Origin of the sequence: Streptomyces canus (genome assembly GCF_041435015.1) — a bacterium.
GTDB lineage: Bacteria > Actinomycetota > Actinomycetes > Streptomycetales > Streptomycetaceae > Streptomyces > Streptomyces canus_G.
This window is the reverse complement of sequence record NZ_CP107989.1, coordinates 321,654-337,309: the sequence shown is the minus strand read 5'-3', so window position 1 is coordinate 337,309 and position 15,656 is coordinate 321,654. Positions and strand designations below refer to the sequence as shown.

The window sequence follows — 15,656 nt, the reverse complement described above, 5'->3', positions numbered from 1 at the left end:
GCCATGGCGAGGCGCGTTTCACGGGCCAGGCTCCTCGGCAGGGAGAACGAATGCAAGGCTCTCGACGATCTCGTGGCAGGCGCCAGAGCCGGGCGCAGCGGGGTCCTGGTCCTGCGCGGTGAGCCCGGGATCGGCAAGACCGAGCTGCTGGGACATCTCCTCGGTCGTGCCACCGGATGTCGCACCATCAGAGCGGCCGGCGTCCAGTCCGAGATGGAACTCTCCTACGCCGGCCTGCACCAGCTCTGCGCTCCTTTGCTCACCGGGCTCGACCAGCTGCCCGAGCCTCAGCGCGATGCGCTCGGCACGTCCTTCGGTCTGCGCGCCGGCGCCGCGCCCGACCGGTTCCTCGTGGGTCTGGCCACGCTGAGTCTCCTCGCGGACGCCGGAGGTGACCAGCCGCTGGTCTGCGTCGTCGACGACGCACAGTGGCTGGACAAGGCATCCGCGCTGACGTTGGAGTTCGTGGCCCGCCGACTGCTCGCAGAATCGGTTGTGCTCGTCTTCGCCGTCCGTGAACCCACTACCGGCCATACTCTCGGCAGCCTTCCCGAGCTGTCCCTCACGGGACTGACCGAGCGCGACTCCCGGGCACTGCTCGACTCGGTCGTCACCGGTCCGCTGGACGAACGGGTGCGCGACCGCATCGTCGCCGAGTCACACGGCAACCCGCTGGCCCTGCTCGAGTTGCCGCGCGGGTTGACCGCGGCGGAGATGGCCGGAGGGTTCGAGCGTCCGGACGCACGGCCGTTGTCGAGCCAGATCGAGCAGGGGTTTCTACGCCGTGTTCAGGCGCTGCCGTCCGAGACCCGGCGTCTGCTGTTCGTCGCCGCCGCGGAACCGCTGGGCGACGTGACGCTGCTGAGGCGTGCGGCCGGGCACCTCGGGATCGACGCCGACACGGCCGTGTCGCACGCAGGCGCGGCGGACCTGATCACACTCGGCACCCGGGTGCGGTTCCGGCACCCGCTGGTGCGCTCGGCGGCCTATCGAGCGGCGGACCCGAGTGAACGCCGAGACGTGCACAAAGCGCTGGCCGACGCCACCGATGCCCGGCTCGACCCCGACCGCCGGGCCTGGCACCTGGGCGAGGCCGCCTCGGGCCCCGACGAGACGGTGGCAGCCGAACTGGAGCGCTCCGCGGGCCGGGCCCACGCACGCGGCGGTATAGCCGAGGCCGCCGCGTTCCTCCAGCGCGCGACCGCGCTGACACAGAATCCCGGGCGACGCGCGCAGCGCGCGGTGGACGCGGCACAGGCCAAACTCCATGCCGGGGCGTTCGAGCCGGCTGCCACTCTCCTCGCCACGGCGGCGGCCGGACCCCTCGACGAACTGGGCCGCGCGCGGATCGAGGTGCTGCGCGCAGGGATCGCGTTCGCCCAGAACCGCGGCGGCGAGGCCCCGCAGTTGCTGCTCGCCGCCGCTCGCCGGTTCGGCCGGCTCGACGATGTCGCACTCGCTCGTGGGACCTACCTGGACGCCATCGAGGCGGCGATTTTCGCCGGCAGCCTGGCGCGCGGCCCAGGACTGCTGGAGGTGGGCGAGGCCGCCCGTGAGGCACCGCCGGCACGGCAGCCACAGGTGTCCGACATGGTGCTGGACGCCCTCACGGTGCGACTCGCTGACGGCTACCAGGCCTCTGCGGCGATGATGGAGCGGGCACTCGAAGCGCTCTGCGACGAGCGACTCTCCGTACAGGAGCAACTGCGTCGGCTCTGGTTCGGGTCCTTCATCGCCTCGGATCTGTGGGACGACGAGCACTGGCACGCCGCCGCGACGCGTCATGTGACGGTCACCCGCGCGGCCGGAGCGCTCAGCGCTCTCCCCGACGCACTCGACTCCCGCGTGTTCCTGCACCTCATCGCCGGGGAACTGGCGGCGGCCGAGTCGCTGGTCGAGGAGACCGCGGCGGTGTGCGCGGCAACCGGCAACAGCAGCACGCCACGTCTCGGCCCCCTCGGCCTGGCCGTCTGGCGTGGTCGAGAGGGCGAGGCCCGTACGTTGATCGACGCGGTCCGGGTCGGGGCGGTGCCGCGGGGCCAGGGATCCATAGTCACCGTCACACGCTGGTACGAGGCGGTGCTCTGCAACGGCCTCGGTCAGTACGCGCAGGCGCTGGCCGCGGCCCGGGAGGCAGCAGCCGAGCAGCGGGAGTTCACCTGGCCGCGATGGAGCCTGGTCGAACTGATCGAGGCGGCCGTACGGAGCGGCTCGTCCGAGTCGGCCGCCGACGCGCTGGAACAGCTCTCGGAGGCGACGCGAGCCAGCGGCACCGACTTTGCGCTGGGCGTGGAAGCGCGCTCGCGGGCGCTGCTCAGCGAGGGAGACTCCGCGGAGCGGCTCTTCCGTGAGGCGATCGAGCGGCTCGACCGGACCCGGGTCCGCATGGAACTCGCCCGTGTGCATCTGCTGTACGGGGAGTGGTTGCGCCGCGAGAACCGCCGCGTCGACGCTCGTGCCCAACTGGACATCGCCCACGAGATGTTCGGCCGGTTCGGGGCGGACGCGTTCGCCGAACGCGCGCGAGGCGAGTTGCAGGCCACGGGGGCCAAGGTCCGCAGTCACACGGTCGCGACGCCCACGGCCCTCACCCCGCAGGAGGCGCAGATCGCCCGACTCGCCGGGAAAGGGCTCACGAACCCCGAGATCGGCGCCCAGCTGTTCCTCAGCCGCCACACGGTCGAGTGGCACCTCCGCAAGGTGTTCTCGAAGCTCAGCATCTCTTCCCGCCGGGAGATCCGTGCCATCCAGTTCGACGACGAGGCGACATCGGCCTGAGTGACCAGACCTGTCACAGAAGCTTCGGGTGCCCGGTCATCCCTTCAAACGGTTGTGTGAGCGGCGGGAGGCAAAAATGTTCGAGCACCGGACAGAGGCCGAGATGAGGCTGTACTCCGAGAAGTTGGCCAGGGAACTCGCCCTGAAGAGGCGGCAGAAGGAGGGGGACGTCAAGAACGACCCCACCGACAACGATGACGTCGTCGATACTCCGTCCTGGGCCGGCGAGACCTCCGCGACCACGGGAACGACGGGCACCACGGACCCGGAGTGAGCAGACTGCGGCAAGAGCCCCGGACGGCTCGGGGGAGGGCCGTCCGGGGCGGAACTGAGGCGGAGTGGGAAGGGCGGTCGCCTTGAATGGTGAGGCCCGGGGACCCCTGGCCGGTGCTAAGTGGTCGATGGCGCCACCTCCTCGGTCAGGTGCCGCTCCGGCTCAGGGGCGGGCGGCGGCGCGAACATCAGGCGCAGTCCCAGGACGGCGCAGAGCGGGCCGAGGGCGCACATCGCGGCGGCGCTGATGAACGCGGCGCCCAGATTCCCCGCGTCGTAGCCGAATCCGCCGAAGTACGTGGCGAAGGTCGACGCGAAGCCGAAGAACATGCCCGGGATGAGAGCGAACGGCTTCAGCCGGCCGGTTGCCAGCAGGGTGCCGTTGACGAAGAAGATCACCACGCCCAGCGCCAGGGTCCGGGCGAGCTCCCCGGTGCCGAACATCGTGCCCGTTTCCCGGTTGAGGAGCACGGCCGCCACCGCGAACCCCGCGCCCGTCGTGGTGGCGGTGATCATGGAGATGGCGTTGGCGATGCTCGGGCCGCCTTGGAGGAATGTCCCCGCCCAGGTGATGAAGATCGCCCAAGTCGGCATGTGGAGCGGGCTCAGAAGCAGGAGGACCGTGGCGAAGGCGACGATCGAGGCGCTGACCTCGTGCGGCAGTCTGCCCTTCATGGCTACGCCAACCCGCCCGGCTTGGCGAGCAGTTCCCTGATGCCCGTGTCGATGAACGCGGTGTCCTCGGGGCTGCTGCCGCCGCCGGCGAAGTGGCCCCAGATGCCGGGGATGACGCGGAGTTCGGCGCCCGGTATGTGGCTGACGGCCCATGCCTCGTCCTCCGGCGGGAAGTAGAGGTCCTTCTCGGCGGGCATGTCGAGTGTGGTCGCCTTGATGGAGCCCAGCGCCGCCTCCGTGTCCCCGTCGAAGCCGGGGGTGAGTCCGACGTCGCCGTTCTGCCAGGTCCACAGCATGGCGAGCAGGTTGTTGGGGTCGCGGCCGTCGAGGAAGAAGCCCTCCCAGAAGCCGATCAGGAAGTCCTCGAGGGAGGTGTAGCCGAGCTTCTCGTACTCCTTCTCCCAGTAGAACGCCTGCGAGAACCCCCACCCCGCGTACACCCGGGCGAGCGCGCGCAGTCCGGTGGTCGGCCACTTGTCCGCGTCGTACCAGCCGCCGTTGAAGACCGCGTCTGCGGTCAGTGCGGCCTTGACGCCCTCCAGGAAGACCTTGTTGTGGGCGCTGGTGCGCGGGGAGCCGCAGAACGGGGCGATCCGCTCGACCATCTCCGGGTGGCTGACGGCCCACTGGAAGGTCTGCCCGGCGCCCATCGACCAGCCGGTCACCAACTGGATCTTTTCGATGCCGAATTCCTCGGTGACCAGCTTGTGCTGGGCCTCGATCTGGTCGTACACGGCGATGTGCGGGAAGCGGGCGCGGTCGTACGGCGGCGGTGTGTTGCTCGGCGAGGTGGACAGGCCGTTGCCGAGCATGTTCGGGACGATGATGAAGTACTCGGCCGGGTCGAGGGCCATGCCGGGGCCGATGAGCCATTCGTTGTCCCAGTGGCGGCCGGAGTACCACGTGGGGTAGACGATCACGTTGGACTTGTCCGCGTTGAGTTCGCCGTACGTGGTGTAGGCGAGGTGCGCGCCGCGCAGGGTGGCGCCGTGCTGGGTGGTGAAGTCGCCCAGCTGGAAGGTGAGATGGTCGCTCATGGGCCTGCCTTTCGGAACGTACGGGTGATTCAGGAGGTGACGGCGCACTGGCCGCGGTCGGCTTTTCTCGGGCCCTCGGCGTTCGGCCGGATGTCGAAGTCGAAGATCGCCGTGGGGAGGTAGAGGGTGCTGCACGCGTTCGGGATGTCGACGACGCCGCTGAGGCGCCCCTCGATCGGGGCGGAGCCGAGCAGCAGATAGGCCTGTTCGCCGCTGTAGCCGAAGGTCTTCAGGTACTCGACGGCGTTGAGGCAGGCGTTGCGGTACGCCATGGTCGCGTCGAGGTAGTGGTTGGTGTCGGTCTCGTGGTCGACGGAGATGCCGACGAACGAGATGAACTCGGTGTACTGCGGGGCGACGTTGCCGGGCATGAAGATCGGGTTGGTCGTGACGCCGTACTTCTCCATGCCGCCCTTGATGAGGTCGACGTGCAGGTCGATGAAGCCGCCCATCTCGATGGCGCCGCAGAAGGTGATCTCGCCGTCGCCCTGGCTGAAGTGCAGGTCGCCGCCGGAGAGCAGGGCACCGGGGACGAGGACGGGGTAGAAGACCCGGGAGCCGCGGGTGAAGTTCTTGATGTCGTGGTTGCCGCCGTTCTCCCTGGCCGGGACGGTTCGGGCGCCCTCGGCGGCGATCCGCCTTCCGACGTCGCCGCTCGCCGTGCCGGCCAGGGCGTTGTCGGCCAGTGGCGGCAGCGCGAGGGCCGGCACCCGGTGCGGGTCGGTGTCGATGAGGGCCTGCTCACGGGCGTTCCAGCGGGCCAGCAGTTCGGCTGAGGGTGCGGTGCCGAAGAGGCCGGGATGGGTGATCCCGGTGTAGCGGACTCCGGGAATGTGCCGGGAGGTGGCCTGCTGGCCGTGGAAGTCCCAGACGGCCTTGTAGGAGTCGGGGAAGTGGTCGGTGAGGAATCCGCCGCCGTTGTCGCGGGCGAAGACGCCGGTGTAGCCCCAGCCCTGGCCCGAGCCCTCGCCGTCCGCCTGCGGCACGGGGCCCAGGTCGAGGATGTCCACGACGAGCAGGTCACCGGGTTCGGCGCCCTCCACGGCGATGGGGCCGCTGAGCATGTGCGCGTGGGTGAGGTCGACGTCGCGGACGTCGTTGGCGGAGTCGTTGTTCCCGATCTGGTTGTCGGTCCAGTCCCGGCACTCGATACGGAACTCCGAGCCGGGCCGCACGGTGACGGCGGGCGGAATGTCGGGGTGCCAGCGATTGTGGCCGGGCACTTTCTGGTCACGCATGGACAGGGCCTGGTCGACGCTGAAGACGACTTCGGGCATGGACTGCCTCCGTAATCCGGTACTTCGCGGTGCGTGCGGGGATCAGGGCTTGGGAAGCCCGGCCTGCCGGGGATCCGACGGCGGGGTCGGCCGGCGGCGGGCCGGGGGTACGTCGGTGACGACTCGCGGCTCCTGGGCGCCGGCCTCCTGGGCATGCAGCGCACGGGCCAGGGGAGTGGGGGTGCGGGCGAGCAGCGGGGCGGTGAAGACCCGGCGGGACGGGCCTGCGCAGCTCCCGCACGGCTCCTCGGTGAGAGCCCGGCCGATCGGCCGGATCACGTCGAAGGGGCCGCAGTCCGCACAGCGGTACTGATAGGTGGCCATGAGCTGTCAACCTCCAAAAGCTTCGAGAAAAAAGTATTTCTATCCGAAGCAATTGGGCAAGGGGGTCGCGTGTTGCGCACAGGTAAAAAAGAACTCCCCGCGGGTCAGGGAAGTTGCTGCAGCACGTCCCACTGCAGCCCGTCGGCCGCCGCGAGGAACACCCGCTGCTCGAGGTGGCGGTCACGGATCTGGACCGTGCCACGGGGGCTCTCGTACTCCAGCCCCTCGGCGGTCGCCTGGATGCGCCGCACATCCGTGTCGCCCGCCCGGCGCAGTAGTTCGGTGAGCATGCGCACGCCCTCGTAGCAGGACTCGCCGAGGCTGTTGAGCACCGGCGCGCCGGGGCCGAACCGGCGGAAGTAGGCGGCGGCGAAGTCGAGCCCGGACGCGGTCGGCAGGTCCTCGAAGTACCCGGCCGAGGTCATCAGGCCCCGGGTGTTCTCCGGTCCGGTGGCCAGCAGGACGTTCTCCTCGATGAGGGAGCTGAACCGGATGAGGTCGCGGTCCAGTCCGGCCGCGGTGAAGGCACGGTTGAAGAGGACGGCGTCCTGCCCGATCAGCAGCATCAGCACGGCCTCGCAGCCGCTCGCCGCGACCCGCGCGAGGACGGGCCCGAAGTCCTGGGTGCCCAGCGGCACATACATCTCGTCACAGACCTCGCCGCCCAGTTCGCGCAGATAGCGGTGAGCGGCGCGGGCCGACGAGCGGGGCCAGACGTAGTCGTCGCCGACGATCGTCCAGCGCCGGATGTCCAGTTCGCTCGCGAACCACCGCAGCGCGGGCCGCAGTTGACGGTTCGGGGTCTCACCGGTGAGGAACACGCCCGGGGAGCGCTCGCCGCCCTCGTACAGCGCCGTGTAGACGTAGGGCACCCGGCCGTCGATGCGCGGGGCGACGACCTCGCGGACAGCGGAGATGTGCCAGCCCGCCACCGCGTCGACGACGCCTCCGGAGATCAGTGCGTCGACCTCCGCGGCCACCCGCTCGGGCCGCGCGCCGCCGTCGACGAGCACCAGGCGCACCTCCCTGCCCAGCACGCCCGATGCGGCGTTGACCTCCTCTGCCGCGAGCCGGGCGCAGCACTCGCAGGAGGGGCCGAAGATGCCGGCCGGGCCCTGGAGCGGTATCACCAGGGCGACATCCAGTGCGTCACGGGCCCGGTTCGCCGGGGCGCCGAGCCGGACAGACGCCTTCTCGATCATAGGCGCTCACCCTAGCCATTGCTTGCTACGGGAATATTTCACAGCGATAAGGAAAGGACTGTATCGTGGAATCACTCCACCCGTAGATCACGACGACTCTGGCAGGGCGATGACCACGACCACCCCGGCGGCCGTAGCCGATCTCGACCTCGCGCGTGCGCTCACTCTCGTCGAGCGCAGCGTCGTCCTACGGCTCGGTGAGGCGCTGAGGGCCGAGGGCGGCACGCTCGAGGAGTGGCGGGTGCTGTCGTTCCTGGGCGACGGCGAAGGCCGTGCCATGACCGAGATCGCCGAGTTCGCGCTGCTGTCCGCGCCCACCCTGACCAAGGTCGTCGACCGCATGGTCTCCCTGAACCTCGTCCTGCGCCGGGTCGACGACCAGGACCGGCGGCGCGTGCTGGTCTTCGCGTCCGAACGGGGCAGCGAGGCGCTCACCCGCTGGACAGCGGCGGTCGAAGAGGAGCAGGAGGGCATCGTGTCCGCTCTCGGCGCGGAGGAGACGGCCTTGCTGAGGGCATTGCTCCAGCGGGCCTCCCGACGCCTGGGCTGAGCGGTCGCGCGGCGCCGCGTGGGTGCGGTGTCCTCCGGCCGGCGGCTCGAAGCGGGACATGCCGACCGCACCTCCCGCGCCCACTCGTCGAAAGTGGGGACTGCTTGCGGACTGGCCACCGCTGTCATGGCCGCGGCCGCCACGCCCGACACAGTAGATGGCAGCAGGAGGCGGAGGGGTGGAAACGGCGGCGACAGGGAGAGAAGCGCCGAGCAAGGACCGGGGGAGTCGGCTTGATCCTTGATGTCCGGCCCGATCCCGCGCGTGCGGACGCCGAGTGGGGCCGCTCCGCAATGCGCGCGGTCGCGGCAACGGGCGATCGTGCCCGCCGCCTTTCCCTACGAGGACCCGGACGCCCGCGCACCCGTCCAATGATGATCGCCTGCGCCTGCGGCGGGCCGCACTTCAGCGAGGCAGCAGGACGTCGACCTGTCCCCGGATGTCCTGCACGATCTCCTCGACGCTCAAGGCGATGTTCACGCTAGTCGCCATGCTGAGGAACATCACGGCGGACACGATGTGTGCCAGCGTCTCGGCGGCGCCTGCGGTGACCCGCTCGTCTCGGCGCAGCGTGGCGGCGATGGCCTCCTCGGTCTGCGCGACGATGGTGAGTGCTGCGCTGTGCCGGGGCTCCTCGGGGTCGCCGAAGACCATCTCGCGGAGGTAGGTGCGTCCGTTGTCGATCTGGGTGCGGTTGCACTCGACGATCGGCCGGACGATCGCCAGTACGGCGTCCAGCACGCCTGGGATGGTCTCGGCGTCCGCCCGGCCCCGCTCGAGCGCCTCGGCGTACTTGGCGTTCTGTACAAGCAGGAGGAGTTCGCCCTTGGTCTTGGCGTAAAGGAACAGGGTCCCGGTGCCGATGTCGGCCTTGTCCGCGATCTGCTGGGTCGTGACGTCGTCGACGCCGTGTTCGGCGAACAGCTCAGTGGCGGCAGCGACAATGCGGTCGAGCTTTTCCTGCTTGTTCCGCTCGCGCCGTCCAACCGGCTGGGGGGCGACAGACATGGCGGTGTCCTCCAGGAATAGATTCTGACTGTAATCAGTTATGATGGCAGTCATTACTGCGTGGGCTCGAATGTGGTTCCGCTCATTCTCCCACGGCCGGGCGAGGAGCCATTGCTCCATCCGTGCACAGCCACGCACTTCACATCCCTTGGAAAGAAGGAACGCCAATGCCGTCCCTCGATGGAGCAGTCGTCCTTGTCACCGGCGCGAACGGCGGCCTCGGGACCCACTTCGTCCATGACGCCCTGGCGCGTGGCGCCGCCAAGGTCTACGCCACCGCCCGCTCCCCCCGAGCCTGGGACGATGAGCGCATCGTCCCCCTCACGCTCGATGTCACCGACCCCGCGTCGATCGACGCGGCCGTCGCCGCCGCGCCGGATGTCACCGTGCTCGTCAACAACGCGGGCGCGATCCCGCCGAACGCGAGCCTGCTCGACGTCACCGAGGCAGACATCCGGGCGAACATGGAGACGAACTTCTTCGGTCCCGTCCTCCTCGCCCGCGCGTTCGCATCGATCCTCGCCGCCGAGCCGGGGTCGGTCCTCGTCGATGTGCACTCCGTTGCCAGTTGGTACGCCTTCGGCGGCGTCTACAGCGCGTCCAAGGCCGCGCTGTGGTCGGCCACCAACTCTCTGCGCATGGAGCTCGCGCCCAAGGGCGTCCACGTGGTGGGGGTGCACATGGGCTACGTCGACACCCCGATGGCCGCGCACGCCGAAGGACCGAAGTTGCTGCCGACGGAACTGGTGACGACGGTCTACGACGCCGTCGAGGCCGGTGAACACGAGGTCCTGGCCGACGAGTTGACCGTCCAGGTCAAGTCGGCTCTGAGCGGCCCGGTCGAGGCGCTCTACCCGGACCTGCACAGCACGACCGCCTGAGCTTGTCCTGCTTCCAAGCGTGGGTCCCAGGCCCCGACGTGGTCCTTTCAGGTCGGAGTTCCGCCCTCCATGACGCTGGCCTGGCGGCGTGGACTCCGCTGCGTGGAGCCAGTCGTCGGGCCAGGTCGGGGATGTCGGTGACGGTGAGGTCGACCCGGTCCGGCGCGGGTGGAGCCGAATGGCGGGCCCCATTCCAGCGGGCGTGGAATGCATGCGGTGCGCAGGTCGGAGTCGGCGGCACGCAGGTCTGCGAGATGGCAGGCCGTCTCAGCACCCGCGGCGGTACGACTTCGAGTAGGGTCGGCGGCCATCTGGTACACCTTTGGGTCGGGCTTGCAGCTGTGGACCGGTTCGGCGGACAGGACGGCGTCGAACGGCACTCTGCCGGCGCGGGCAACGTGGATGAGAAGCGCGATGCTGCCCAGGGGCAGGGTGGCGGTGATAGGGGTCTCGCGCAGCCGGGACAGACCGTGGCGGCTGTCGGCCATGGTCTCAGGCGGTGCCAGGCGCTGACGAGTTCGGCCCGGTCGGTGTCGGTCAACCCGGTCAGGCCGTGCTCCGTGAGCACGTCGTCGAGCATCATCCGGTGCAGTTCGTCCAGTGACCGCCAAGGTACTTCATCCCACACCACCCGCAGCAGCGTCGGCGGGGCCGGCTGCGCCACGCGGTGGTGAGTCCCGGCCCGTCGGCCTGCACTCCGACGCGGGTGCCGGCGCGCTTGCATCCCCTCGCGACGCCGGTGCGCCAGTCGACCACGGTGGCGAAGACGTCTCGCTAGTGTTCCAACGAGCACCGCCGCGGCATCTGACGCGTCGGTGTTCGTTTCATGAGGGGGTGTCAGAGCTGCTGGTTGGCGATGCCGATGTACTGCCCCAGGCGGTACTCGAAGTCGATGCCGGCCTGCTCGACGATGGCCTGCGCGCCGGCGGCGCGGACGAGGAACCCGGGGAGGGTGATGGAGTGGGCGAACTCGCGGTAGGCGGCGACCAGATCCGCGTCCGGGGGCAGGGATGCCCGGTTGATCTGGGCTTTGGCCGAGGCGAGTGAGGTGCGGTCGAAGGAGGCGAGCCGGCGGACGATCGTGTCGACGAAGGCGTCGAGTTCGCTGTCGGGCAGGGCACGGGTGGTCCAGCCCCAGCGTTCGGCGGTGTCGGCGTCGTAGTCGTCGCTGGTGAGGATGGCTTCCAGGGCGCGGTCGCGCCCGATGGCGCGGGGAAGGCGTTCGGTGCCACCACCGCCGGGGAGCAGTCCACTGCCGACCTCCGGCTGCCCGAAGATCGCCTTCTCCCGGCTGGCGTATCGCAGATCGAGGGCGAGGGCGAGTTCGTTCCCGCCGCCGCGGGTGCGTCCGCGGATGGCCGCGATGGTGATGTAGGGCGCTTTGGAGAGTGCCAGGACCAGGTTCGTCCAGGCCGGCACCGCGTTCGCGTCCTCGGGGGCGGGGAAGTCGGCGGCGGCGGCCAGGTCGAAGTGGTTGTAGAAGAAGTCGGGGGTGGCGCTGTCGAACACCACGACCTGGATGTCCGGGTCAGTGGCCAGTTTCTCGACGATCTCGGTGAGGCGCAGGACGGTCTCGCCGACGATGAGGTTGACGGGCGGGTTGGCGAAGGTGATCTTCGCGACCTGGGGTGAGCTGCGCTCGTAGTGGATGGTGCTCTGCTCGCTCATGGTCTGGCTCCAGATGTGTGAGGGATGTCGGTCGGCGAGGCGTCAGGGGGCGGGACGCCCGGGGGATGGATTGCCGAGCAGGTCCGGCGGTGGTGAGGTGCTTCTTCACTCCAGGTGCACGGCGGTCGGTGGGTTGCTCATGGTGTCGCCCTTCTCTCCCTGGCCGGCTCTTCCTGTCAGACGGTGGTCATCGGGCGAGGAACTCGACCGCGACCGGGGCGAACTCCTCGTGGTACTGGAAGATCCCGCCGTGACCGGAGTCGGGGTAGATGATCAGCTCGCTGTCCTTGATGCGCCGGTGCAGGTCCTCGGACAGGACCGAGGGGACCATGCGGTCGTTGTCACCGTTGGCGATCAGCGTGGGATGAGTGATCTTCGCCAGGTCGTCGGGGGTGGAGCGCCCCCACTTCTGGATCGCCTTCAGCTGCGTCTGGAACGCCTTGACCTTGATCTTCGCGTCGCGGTCGACGGTGCGCTCCTTGAGCCGGTTGACGAACGCACGCGCGGCGGGCTTGCCGGCGGCGTTGCGGTTGAAGAACAGGAACTCCTTGGGGTCCGAACGAGTCAAGGTGGCGCGCAGGATGTCCCAGTAGGTGGTGCCGACGACCTTGTCGATGTCCTTGCCGCCCTTGGGCCCGGTGCCGGTGAGGACGAGCTTGCGGATGAACTCGGGGTGCTTCACCACCAGGGCCTGGGCGACCATGCCGCCGAGGGAGAAGGAGAAGACGTCGATCTTGTCGTACCCGAGCGCCTTGATGAAGGTGTAGGCGTCGTCGGCCATCTCCTCGACACTGTCCGGCACCTGACCTGTGGACCCCCCGACGCCGCGGTTGTCGAAGGCGATGACGTGACGGCCCTTCGCGACGGGGTCGATGATGCGGGGGTCCCAGTTGTCCAGGGTCGCGGCGAGGTGGACGAAGAAGACGACGGGGATGCCGCCCTTCGGTCCCAGCTCGCGGTAGGCGTAGGTGACGCCACCGACGCTGACGGTGCGGGCCGGGGCCTTCGCGTAGGCGGTGACGACGGCCTCGTTCGGGGTATCGGTGCTGCTCATGGCGGATTCTCCTCGTGTGTCGTGTGTCGTGTGTGTCGTGTGGCTTGTGGCTTGTGTCGCACGTCACGGTTGCGGCGAGTCAGCTGTTGCCGATGACGGCCTTGCCGCGGATGCCACCCTGGGACAGGGACTGCAGTGCCTGCGGGGTCTGGTCGAAGCCGACCACCTTGCCCACGACCGGGCGCACCACGCCCTGGTCGACGAGGGCGGTGATCTGGCGGAGCTGGTCGCCGCTGGCGCGCATGAGCAGGAACTCATACGTCACCCCGAGCTTCTTCGCCTGCTTGCGGATCTTGCGGCTCAGGCCTGCGACCCCCAGGCGAAGCAGCGGGTTGAGACCGGCCTCGCGGGCGAACGCGGGGTCCGGGGGACCGGCGATCCCGAAGGCTTTGCCGCCGGGCTTGAGCACCCGCAGGGACTTCTCGAGATTCTCACCACCGAGGCTGTCCAACACCAGGTCGTAGCCGGTCAGGAGCTGCTCGAAGTCCTGGTTGCGGTAATCGATCACCGTGTCCGCGCCAAGCGCGCGCACGAAGTGCGCGTTGGAACCGCTGGCGGTGGCGGCGACGCTCGCGCCGAGGTGCGCGGCGAGCTGGATCGCGATCGAACCGACCCCGCCGGCGCCGGCGTGGATGAGAACCTTCTGCCCGGGCCGCACCTTCCCGCGCTCCACCAGCGCCTGCCAGGCCGTGAGTGCCACCAGCGGCAGCGAGCCCGCCTCTTCCATGCTGATCGAAGCGGGCTTGAGCGCCAGGTCTCCCTCCGCTACGGCGATGCGCTCGGCGAAGGTGCCGATGCGGCCCTGGTCGGGCCGACCGTAGACCTCGTCTCCGAGCTGGAAGCCGCGAACCGCCTTCCCGACGCCGATGACGGTGCCCGCGACGTCGTTGCCCAGGATCAGCGGCAGCTTGTAGGGCAGGATCTGCTTGAACTCACCGGCGCGGATCTTCTCATCCAGCGGGTTCAGCCCGGCTGCCTCCACCCGGACGAGTACGTCGTGCTCACCCACGATGGGCTCGGGGACGTCCGCCTCCTGCAGCGGCTCCTTGTACTTGGTGACGACGAACGCTCTCATGGGGCACGACTCCTTGCCTTCATCCCATTTATCCAGTTCTGAGACTGGACCAGCCAATTCGGCGCGACATCCGGGGTCTCGCCTCACTCCGTCAATCCGAGTAAACTCAACTATGAGCGTGCTCATAATTATTGTCAAGGGAGGTCCCATGGGACGCGGTCACATGCAGATCGGGCGCCGCGAGCGAGCCAAACAGGCCAAGCGCGAGCGCATCATGACCGCGGCCCGCGAACTGTTCGCCGAACACGGCGTCAGCGGGGTCACGACGCAGCAGATCGCCCGCCGGGCCGACGTCGCGATCGGCACCCTCTACCTGTACGCGTCCACGAAGGCCGAGTTGCTGATCATGGTGCAGAACGAGAAGTTCGCCGCCGCCATCGACGTCGGCCTCGCCGCCGCGAACGCCGCCGTCGATCAGGGCGTGCTGGAGCCGGTCGTCGCTCTCATCCGTCCCGTGATGGAGTGCGTGAGGGAGCACGTCGAGAACGGCCGCACATACCTGCACGAACTCGTCTTCGGCGACCCGGCCGAGCCCTACCGGCAAGAGGGGCTAGCCCTTGCCGGCCGCCTTGAGGACGGCATCACCGGTCTGCTCACCCGCGACGAGTACATCGGTGCCGCCGACGCGGCGACGCTGGCGCGGGTGATCACCGCGATCATCCACATCAGCACCACCGCCACCGTGTACCTGCACCTCAGCGACGAAGTCGTCCTCGCCGACATCCGCGACCAGATCCACGCCACCCTGGCGCCCCACTGCCGCGCCGCATGACCACTCGCTCCACGAGTCACCCATCGAACACCCTAGGGAGGGGCGCCTCATGAGCACGCCCTACGGCGTCGTCGTCATTGGCGCCGGCGCCAGCGGGCACCTCGCCGCGATCCGGGCCGCGCGGCCACGTTGGCGCGTAGTCCATGGTCACCCGATCCAACGGGCAGCGGCCTCATAGGTGGTGTCCGGCGTTCTGTTGAACGCGATGGCCGCATCGGGTGCGTACCGCCGAATCAGGTTGATGACCTGCTCGAGGAGTCCAACTTGGTCGTCCGAGTGCCGCAGGCCGCCGCCGACGGTGACGCACTCCCACGGGTGGGCCCGCAGCGCGTTCCCGACGACCGCTTCCACGTCGTCACTTCCGTCAAGACCGATGAGGCGGCCGTCAACCCGTAGGCGAGGCCCTGTGATTCATCGAGCGCCCTGCGGATGACGCCCTCGCACAGGGCGCAGGGTGACCCGGCAGCCCTCGGCGGGGTAGATCTCCGTGCTGGCGCGGTGGCCGATTCCCTCGTCCTGTCGCGTCGCCGGCAGGAGCTGCCCACGGCGGACAAGTGTGTGCACCAGCACAGTGACTTGGATGAAGGCCAGTTGACCGCCGATGCAAGCGTGCGGGCCGGACCCGAAGGGCAACCAGGCGCCGCGAGGGGGCCGGTTCCCCAGGAACCGTTCGGGACGAAACCCCTCTGGATCGGGATACAGATCGGGGTTTCGATGCAGATCCCATAGGCTCGCTACGGCGAACGTCCCGGCCGGCACGTCGTATCCGCCGATGTCGCACGGCTCGCGCAACAGCCAGGGGATGGCTGTGACCGGCGGTCGCAGACGGAACGCTTCCCGGATGACCGCGTCTGTATAGGGAGCGCTAACTTCCTCGCGCACCAGATGAAGGCAGGCACTCCAAGCCCTGTGCCCCGTAGGCCACCTGTGCTTGTCCCGGTTGCCAGGTCACGGTCCAGGGCACTGATCCATTCCCCGACCCGCGCGGCTCGTTCCCCGGATTCGACCGTGCGGTCGTCAGCAAGGTCGTCGAGGGCGTTGGCCGCCGTCCACAGCGCCCAGCAGGCCGGACGGAGCACCGC

At 69.1% G+C, this 15,656-nt stretch carries 16 protein-coding genes; 5 read left to right on the top strand and 11 right to left on the bottom strand.

The window, feature by feature from the left end:
* The first annotated feature begins 3 nt into the window (after positions 1 to 3).
* Together OG841_RS01630 and OG841_RS01625 are read left to right on the top strand one after the other, a co-directional pair.
* Positions 4 to 2,778 (top strand): helix-turn-helix transcriptional regulator, encoded by a 2,775-nt coding sequence (locus tag OG841_RS01630; protein WP_371562775.1) that lies wholly within the window; start codon positions 4 to 6, stop codon positions 2,776 to 2,778.
* Positions 2,779 to 2,854: 76 nt separating this feature from the next.
* A complete protein-coding gene (locus OG841_RS01625) occupies positions 2,855 to 3,052 on the top strand; it encodes a hypothetical protein (protein WP_371562772.1) in 198 nt (65 codons plus the stop codon).
* Between the two features lie 116 nt (positions 3,053 to 3,168).
* On the opposite strand, the gene OG841_RS01620 is transcribed toward OG841_RS01625, so the two are convergent.
* The 5 genes from OG841_RS01620 to OG841_RS01600 all read right to left on the bottom strand — a co-directional run bounded on the left by OG841_RS01620 (position 3,169) and on the right by OG841_RS01600 (position 7,566).
* The gene (locus OG841_RS01620; protein WP_328643167.1) at positions 3,169 to 3,726 is read right to left on the bottom strand and encodes a DUF1097 domain-containing protein; all 558 of its coding nucleotides are present in this window, start codon (positions 3,724 to 3,726) and stop codon (positions 3,169 to 3,171) included.
* Between the two features lie 2 nt (positions 3,727 to 3,728).
* Positions 3,729 to 4,763 (bottom strand): alpha/beta fold hydrolase, encoded by a 1,035-nt coding sequence (locus OG841_RS01615; RefSeq protein WP_371562768.1) that lies wholly within the window; start codon positions 4,761 to 4,763, stop codon positions 3,729 to 3,731.
* Between the two features lie 29 nt (positions 4,764 to 4,792).
* The gene (gene fmdA / locus OG841_RS01610) at positions 4,793 to 6,040 is read right to left on the bottom strand and encodes a formamidase (protein WP_328643169.1); all 1,248 of its coding nucleotides are present in this window, start codon (positions 6,038 to 6,040) and stop codon (positions 4,793 to 4,795) included.
* A 42-nt stretch (positions 6,041 to 6,082) separates the two neighbouring features.
* The gene (locus OG841_RS01605) at positions 6,083 to 6,364 is read right to left on the bottom strand and encodes an FmdB family zinc ribbon protein (protein WP_328643170.1); all 282 of its coding nucleotides are present in this window, start codon (positions 6,362 to 6,364) and stop codon (positions 6,083 to 6,085) included.
* Positions 6,365 to 6,468: 104 nt separating this feature from the next.
* Positions 6,469 to 7,566, bottom strand: coding sequence for a substrate-binding domain-containing protein (locus OG841_RS01600; RefSeq protein ID WP_328643171.1), 1,098 nt, complete (start codon positions 7,564 to 7,566; stop codon positions 6,469 to 6,471).
* A gap of 109 nt (positions 7,567 to 7,675) precedes the next feature.
* On the opposite strand from OG841_RS01600, the gene OG841_RS01595 reads away from it, so the two are divergent.
* Positions 7,676 to 8,116: a MarR family winged helix-turn-helix transcriptional regulator gene (locus OG841_RS01595; protein WP_365115860.1), complete on the top strand. Its 441-nt coding sequence runs from the start codon at positions 7,676 to 7,678 to the stop codon at positions 8,114 to 8,116.
* Between the two features lie 405 nt (positions 8,117 to 8,521).
* On the opposite strand, the gene OG841_RS01590 is transcribed toward OG841_RS01595, so the two are convergent.
* Positions 8,522 to 9,124, bottom strand: a complete 603-nt coding sequence (locus OG841_RS01590) for a TetR/AcrR family transcriptional regulator (RefSeq protein ID WP_365115858.1) — start codon at positions 9,122 to 9,124, stop codon at positions 8,522 to 8,524.
* A gap of 167 nt (positions 9,125 to 9,291) precedes the next feature.
* Here OG841_RS01590 and OG841_RS01585 point away from each other — a divergent pair, with 167 nt between their 5' ends.
* Entirely contained in the window at positions 9,292 to 10,005 is a 714-nt protein-coding gene (locus tag OG841_RS01585) for an SDR family oxidoreductase (protein WP_328643174.1), read from the top strand.
* Between the two features lie 837 nt (positions 10,006 to 10,842).
* Here OG841_RS01585 and OG841_RS01580 read toward each other — a convergent pair.
* The 3 genes from OG841_RS01580 to OG841_RS01570 all read right to left on the bottom strand — a co-directional run bounded on the left by OG841_RS01580 (position 10,843) and on the right by OG841_RS01570 (position 13,802).
* The gene (locus OG841_RS01580; protein ID WP_328643175.1) at positions 10,843 to 11,673 is read right to left on the bottom strand and encodes an enoyl-CoA hydratase/isomerase family protein; all 831 of its coding nucleotides are present in this window, start codon (positions 11,671 to 11,673) and stop codon (positions 10,843 to 10,845) included.
* Positions 11,674 to 11,860: 187 nt separating this feature from the next.
* Positions 11,861 to 12,727, bottom strand: a complete 867-nt coding sequence (locus OG841_RS01575; RefSeq protein ID WP_328643176.1) for an alpha/beta fold hydrolase — start codon at positions 12,725 to 12,727, stop codon at positions 11,861 to 11,863.
* A gap of 79 nt (positions 12,728 to 12,806) precedes the next feature.
* The gene (locus OG841_RS01570) at positions 12,807 to 13,802 is read right to left on the bottom strand and encodes an NADP-dependent oxidoreductase (protein ID WP_371562757.1); all 996 of its coding nucleotides are present in this window, start codon (positions 13,800 to 13,802) and stop codon (positions 12,807 to 12,809) included.
* Between the two features lie 148 nt (positions 13,803 to 13,950).
* Here OG841_RS01570 and OG841_RS01565 point away from each other — a divergent pair, with 148 nt between their 5' ends.
* Positions 13,951 to 14,574 carry a TetR/AcrR family transcriptional regulator gene (locus tag OG841_RS01565; RefSeq protein WP_328643178.1) on the top strand — a complete coding sequence of 208 codons (624 nt, stop codon included), beginning with the start codon at positions 13,951 to 13,953 and terminating at the stop codon, positions 14,572 to 14,574.
* A gap of 147 nt (positions 14,575 to 14,721) precedes the next feature.
* Here the strand turns inward: OG841_RS01565 and OG841_RS01560 are convergent, their stop codons facing one another.
* Both OG841_RS01560 and OG841_RS01555 read right to left on the bottom strand, forming a co-directional pair.
* The gene (locus tag OG841_RS01560; RefSeq protein ID WP_371562754.1) at positions 14,722 to 14,925 is read right to left on the bottom strand and encodes a hypothetical protein; all 204 of its coding nucleotides are present in this window, start codon (positions 14,923 to 14,925) and stop codon (positions 14,722 to 14,724) included.
* 60 nt (positions 14,926 to 14,985) lie between these two features.
* Positions 14,986 to 15,456: a cytochrome P450 gene (locus OG841_RS01555; RefSeq protein WP_371562751.1), complete on the bottom strand. Its 471-nt coding sequence runs from the start codon at positions 15,454 to 15,456 to the stop codon at positions 14,986 to 14,988.
* Between the last annotated feature and the right edge of the window lie 200 nt (positions 15,457 to 15,656).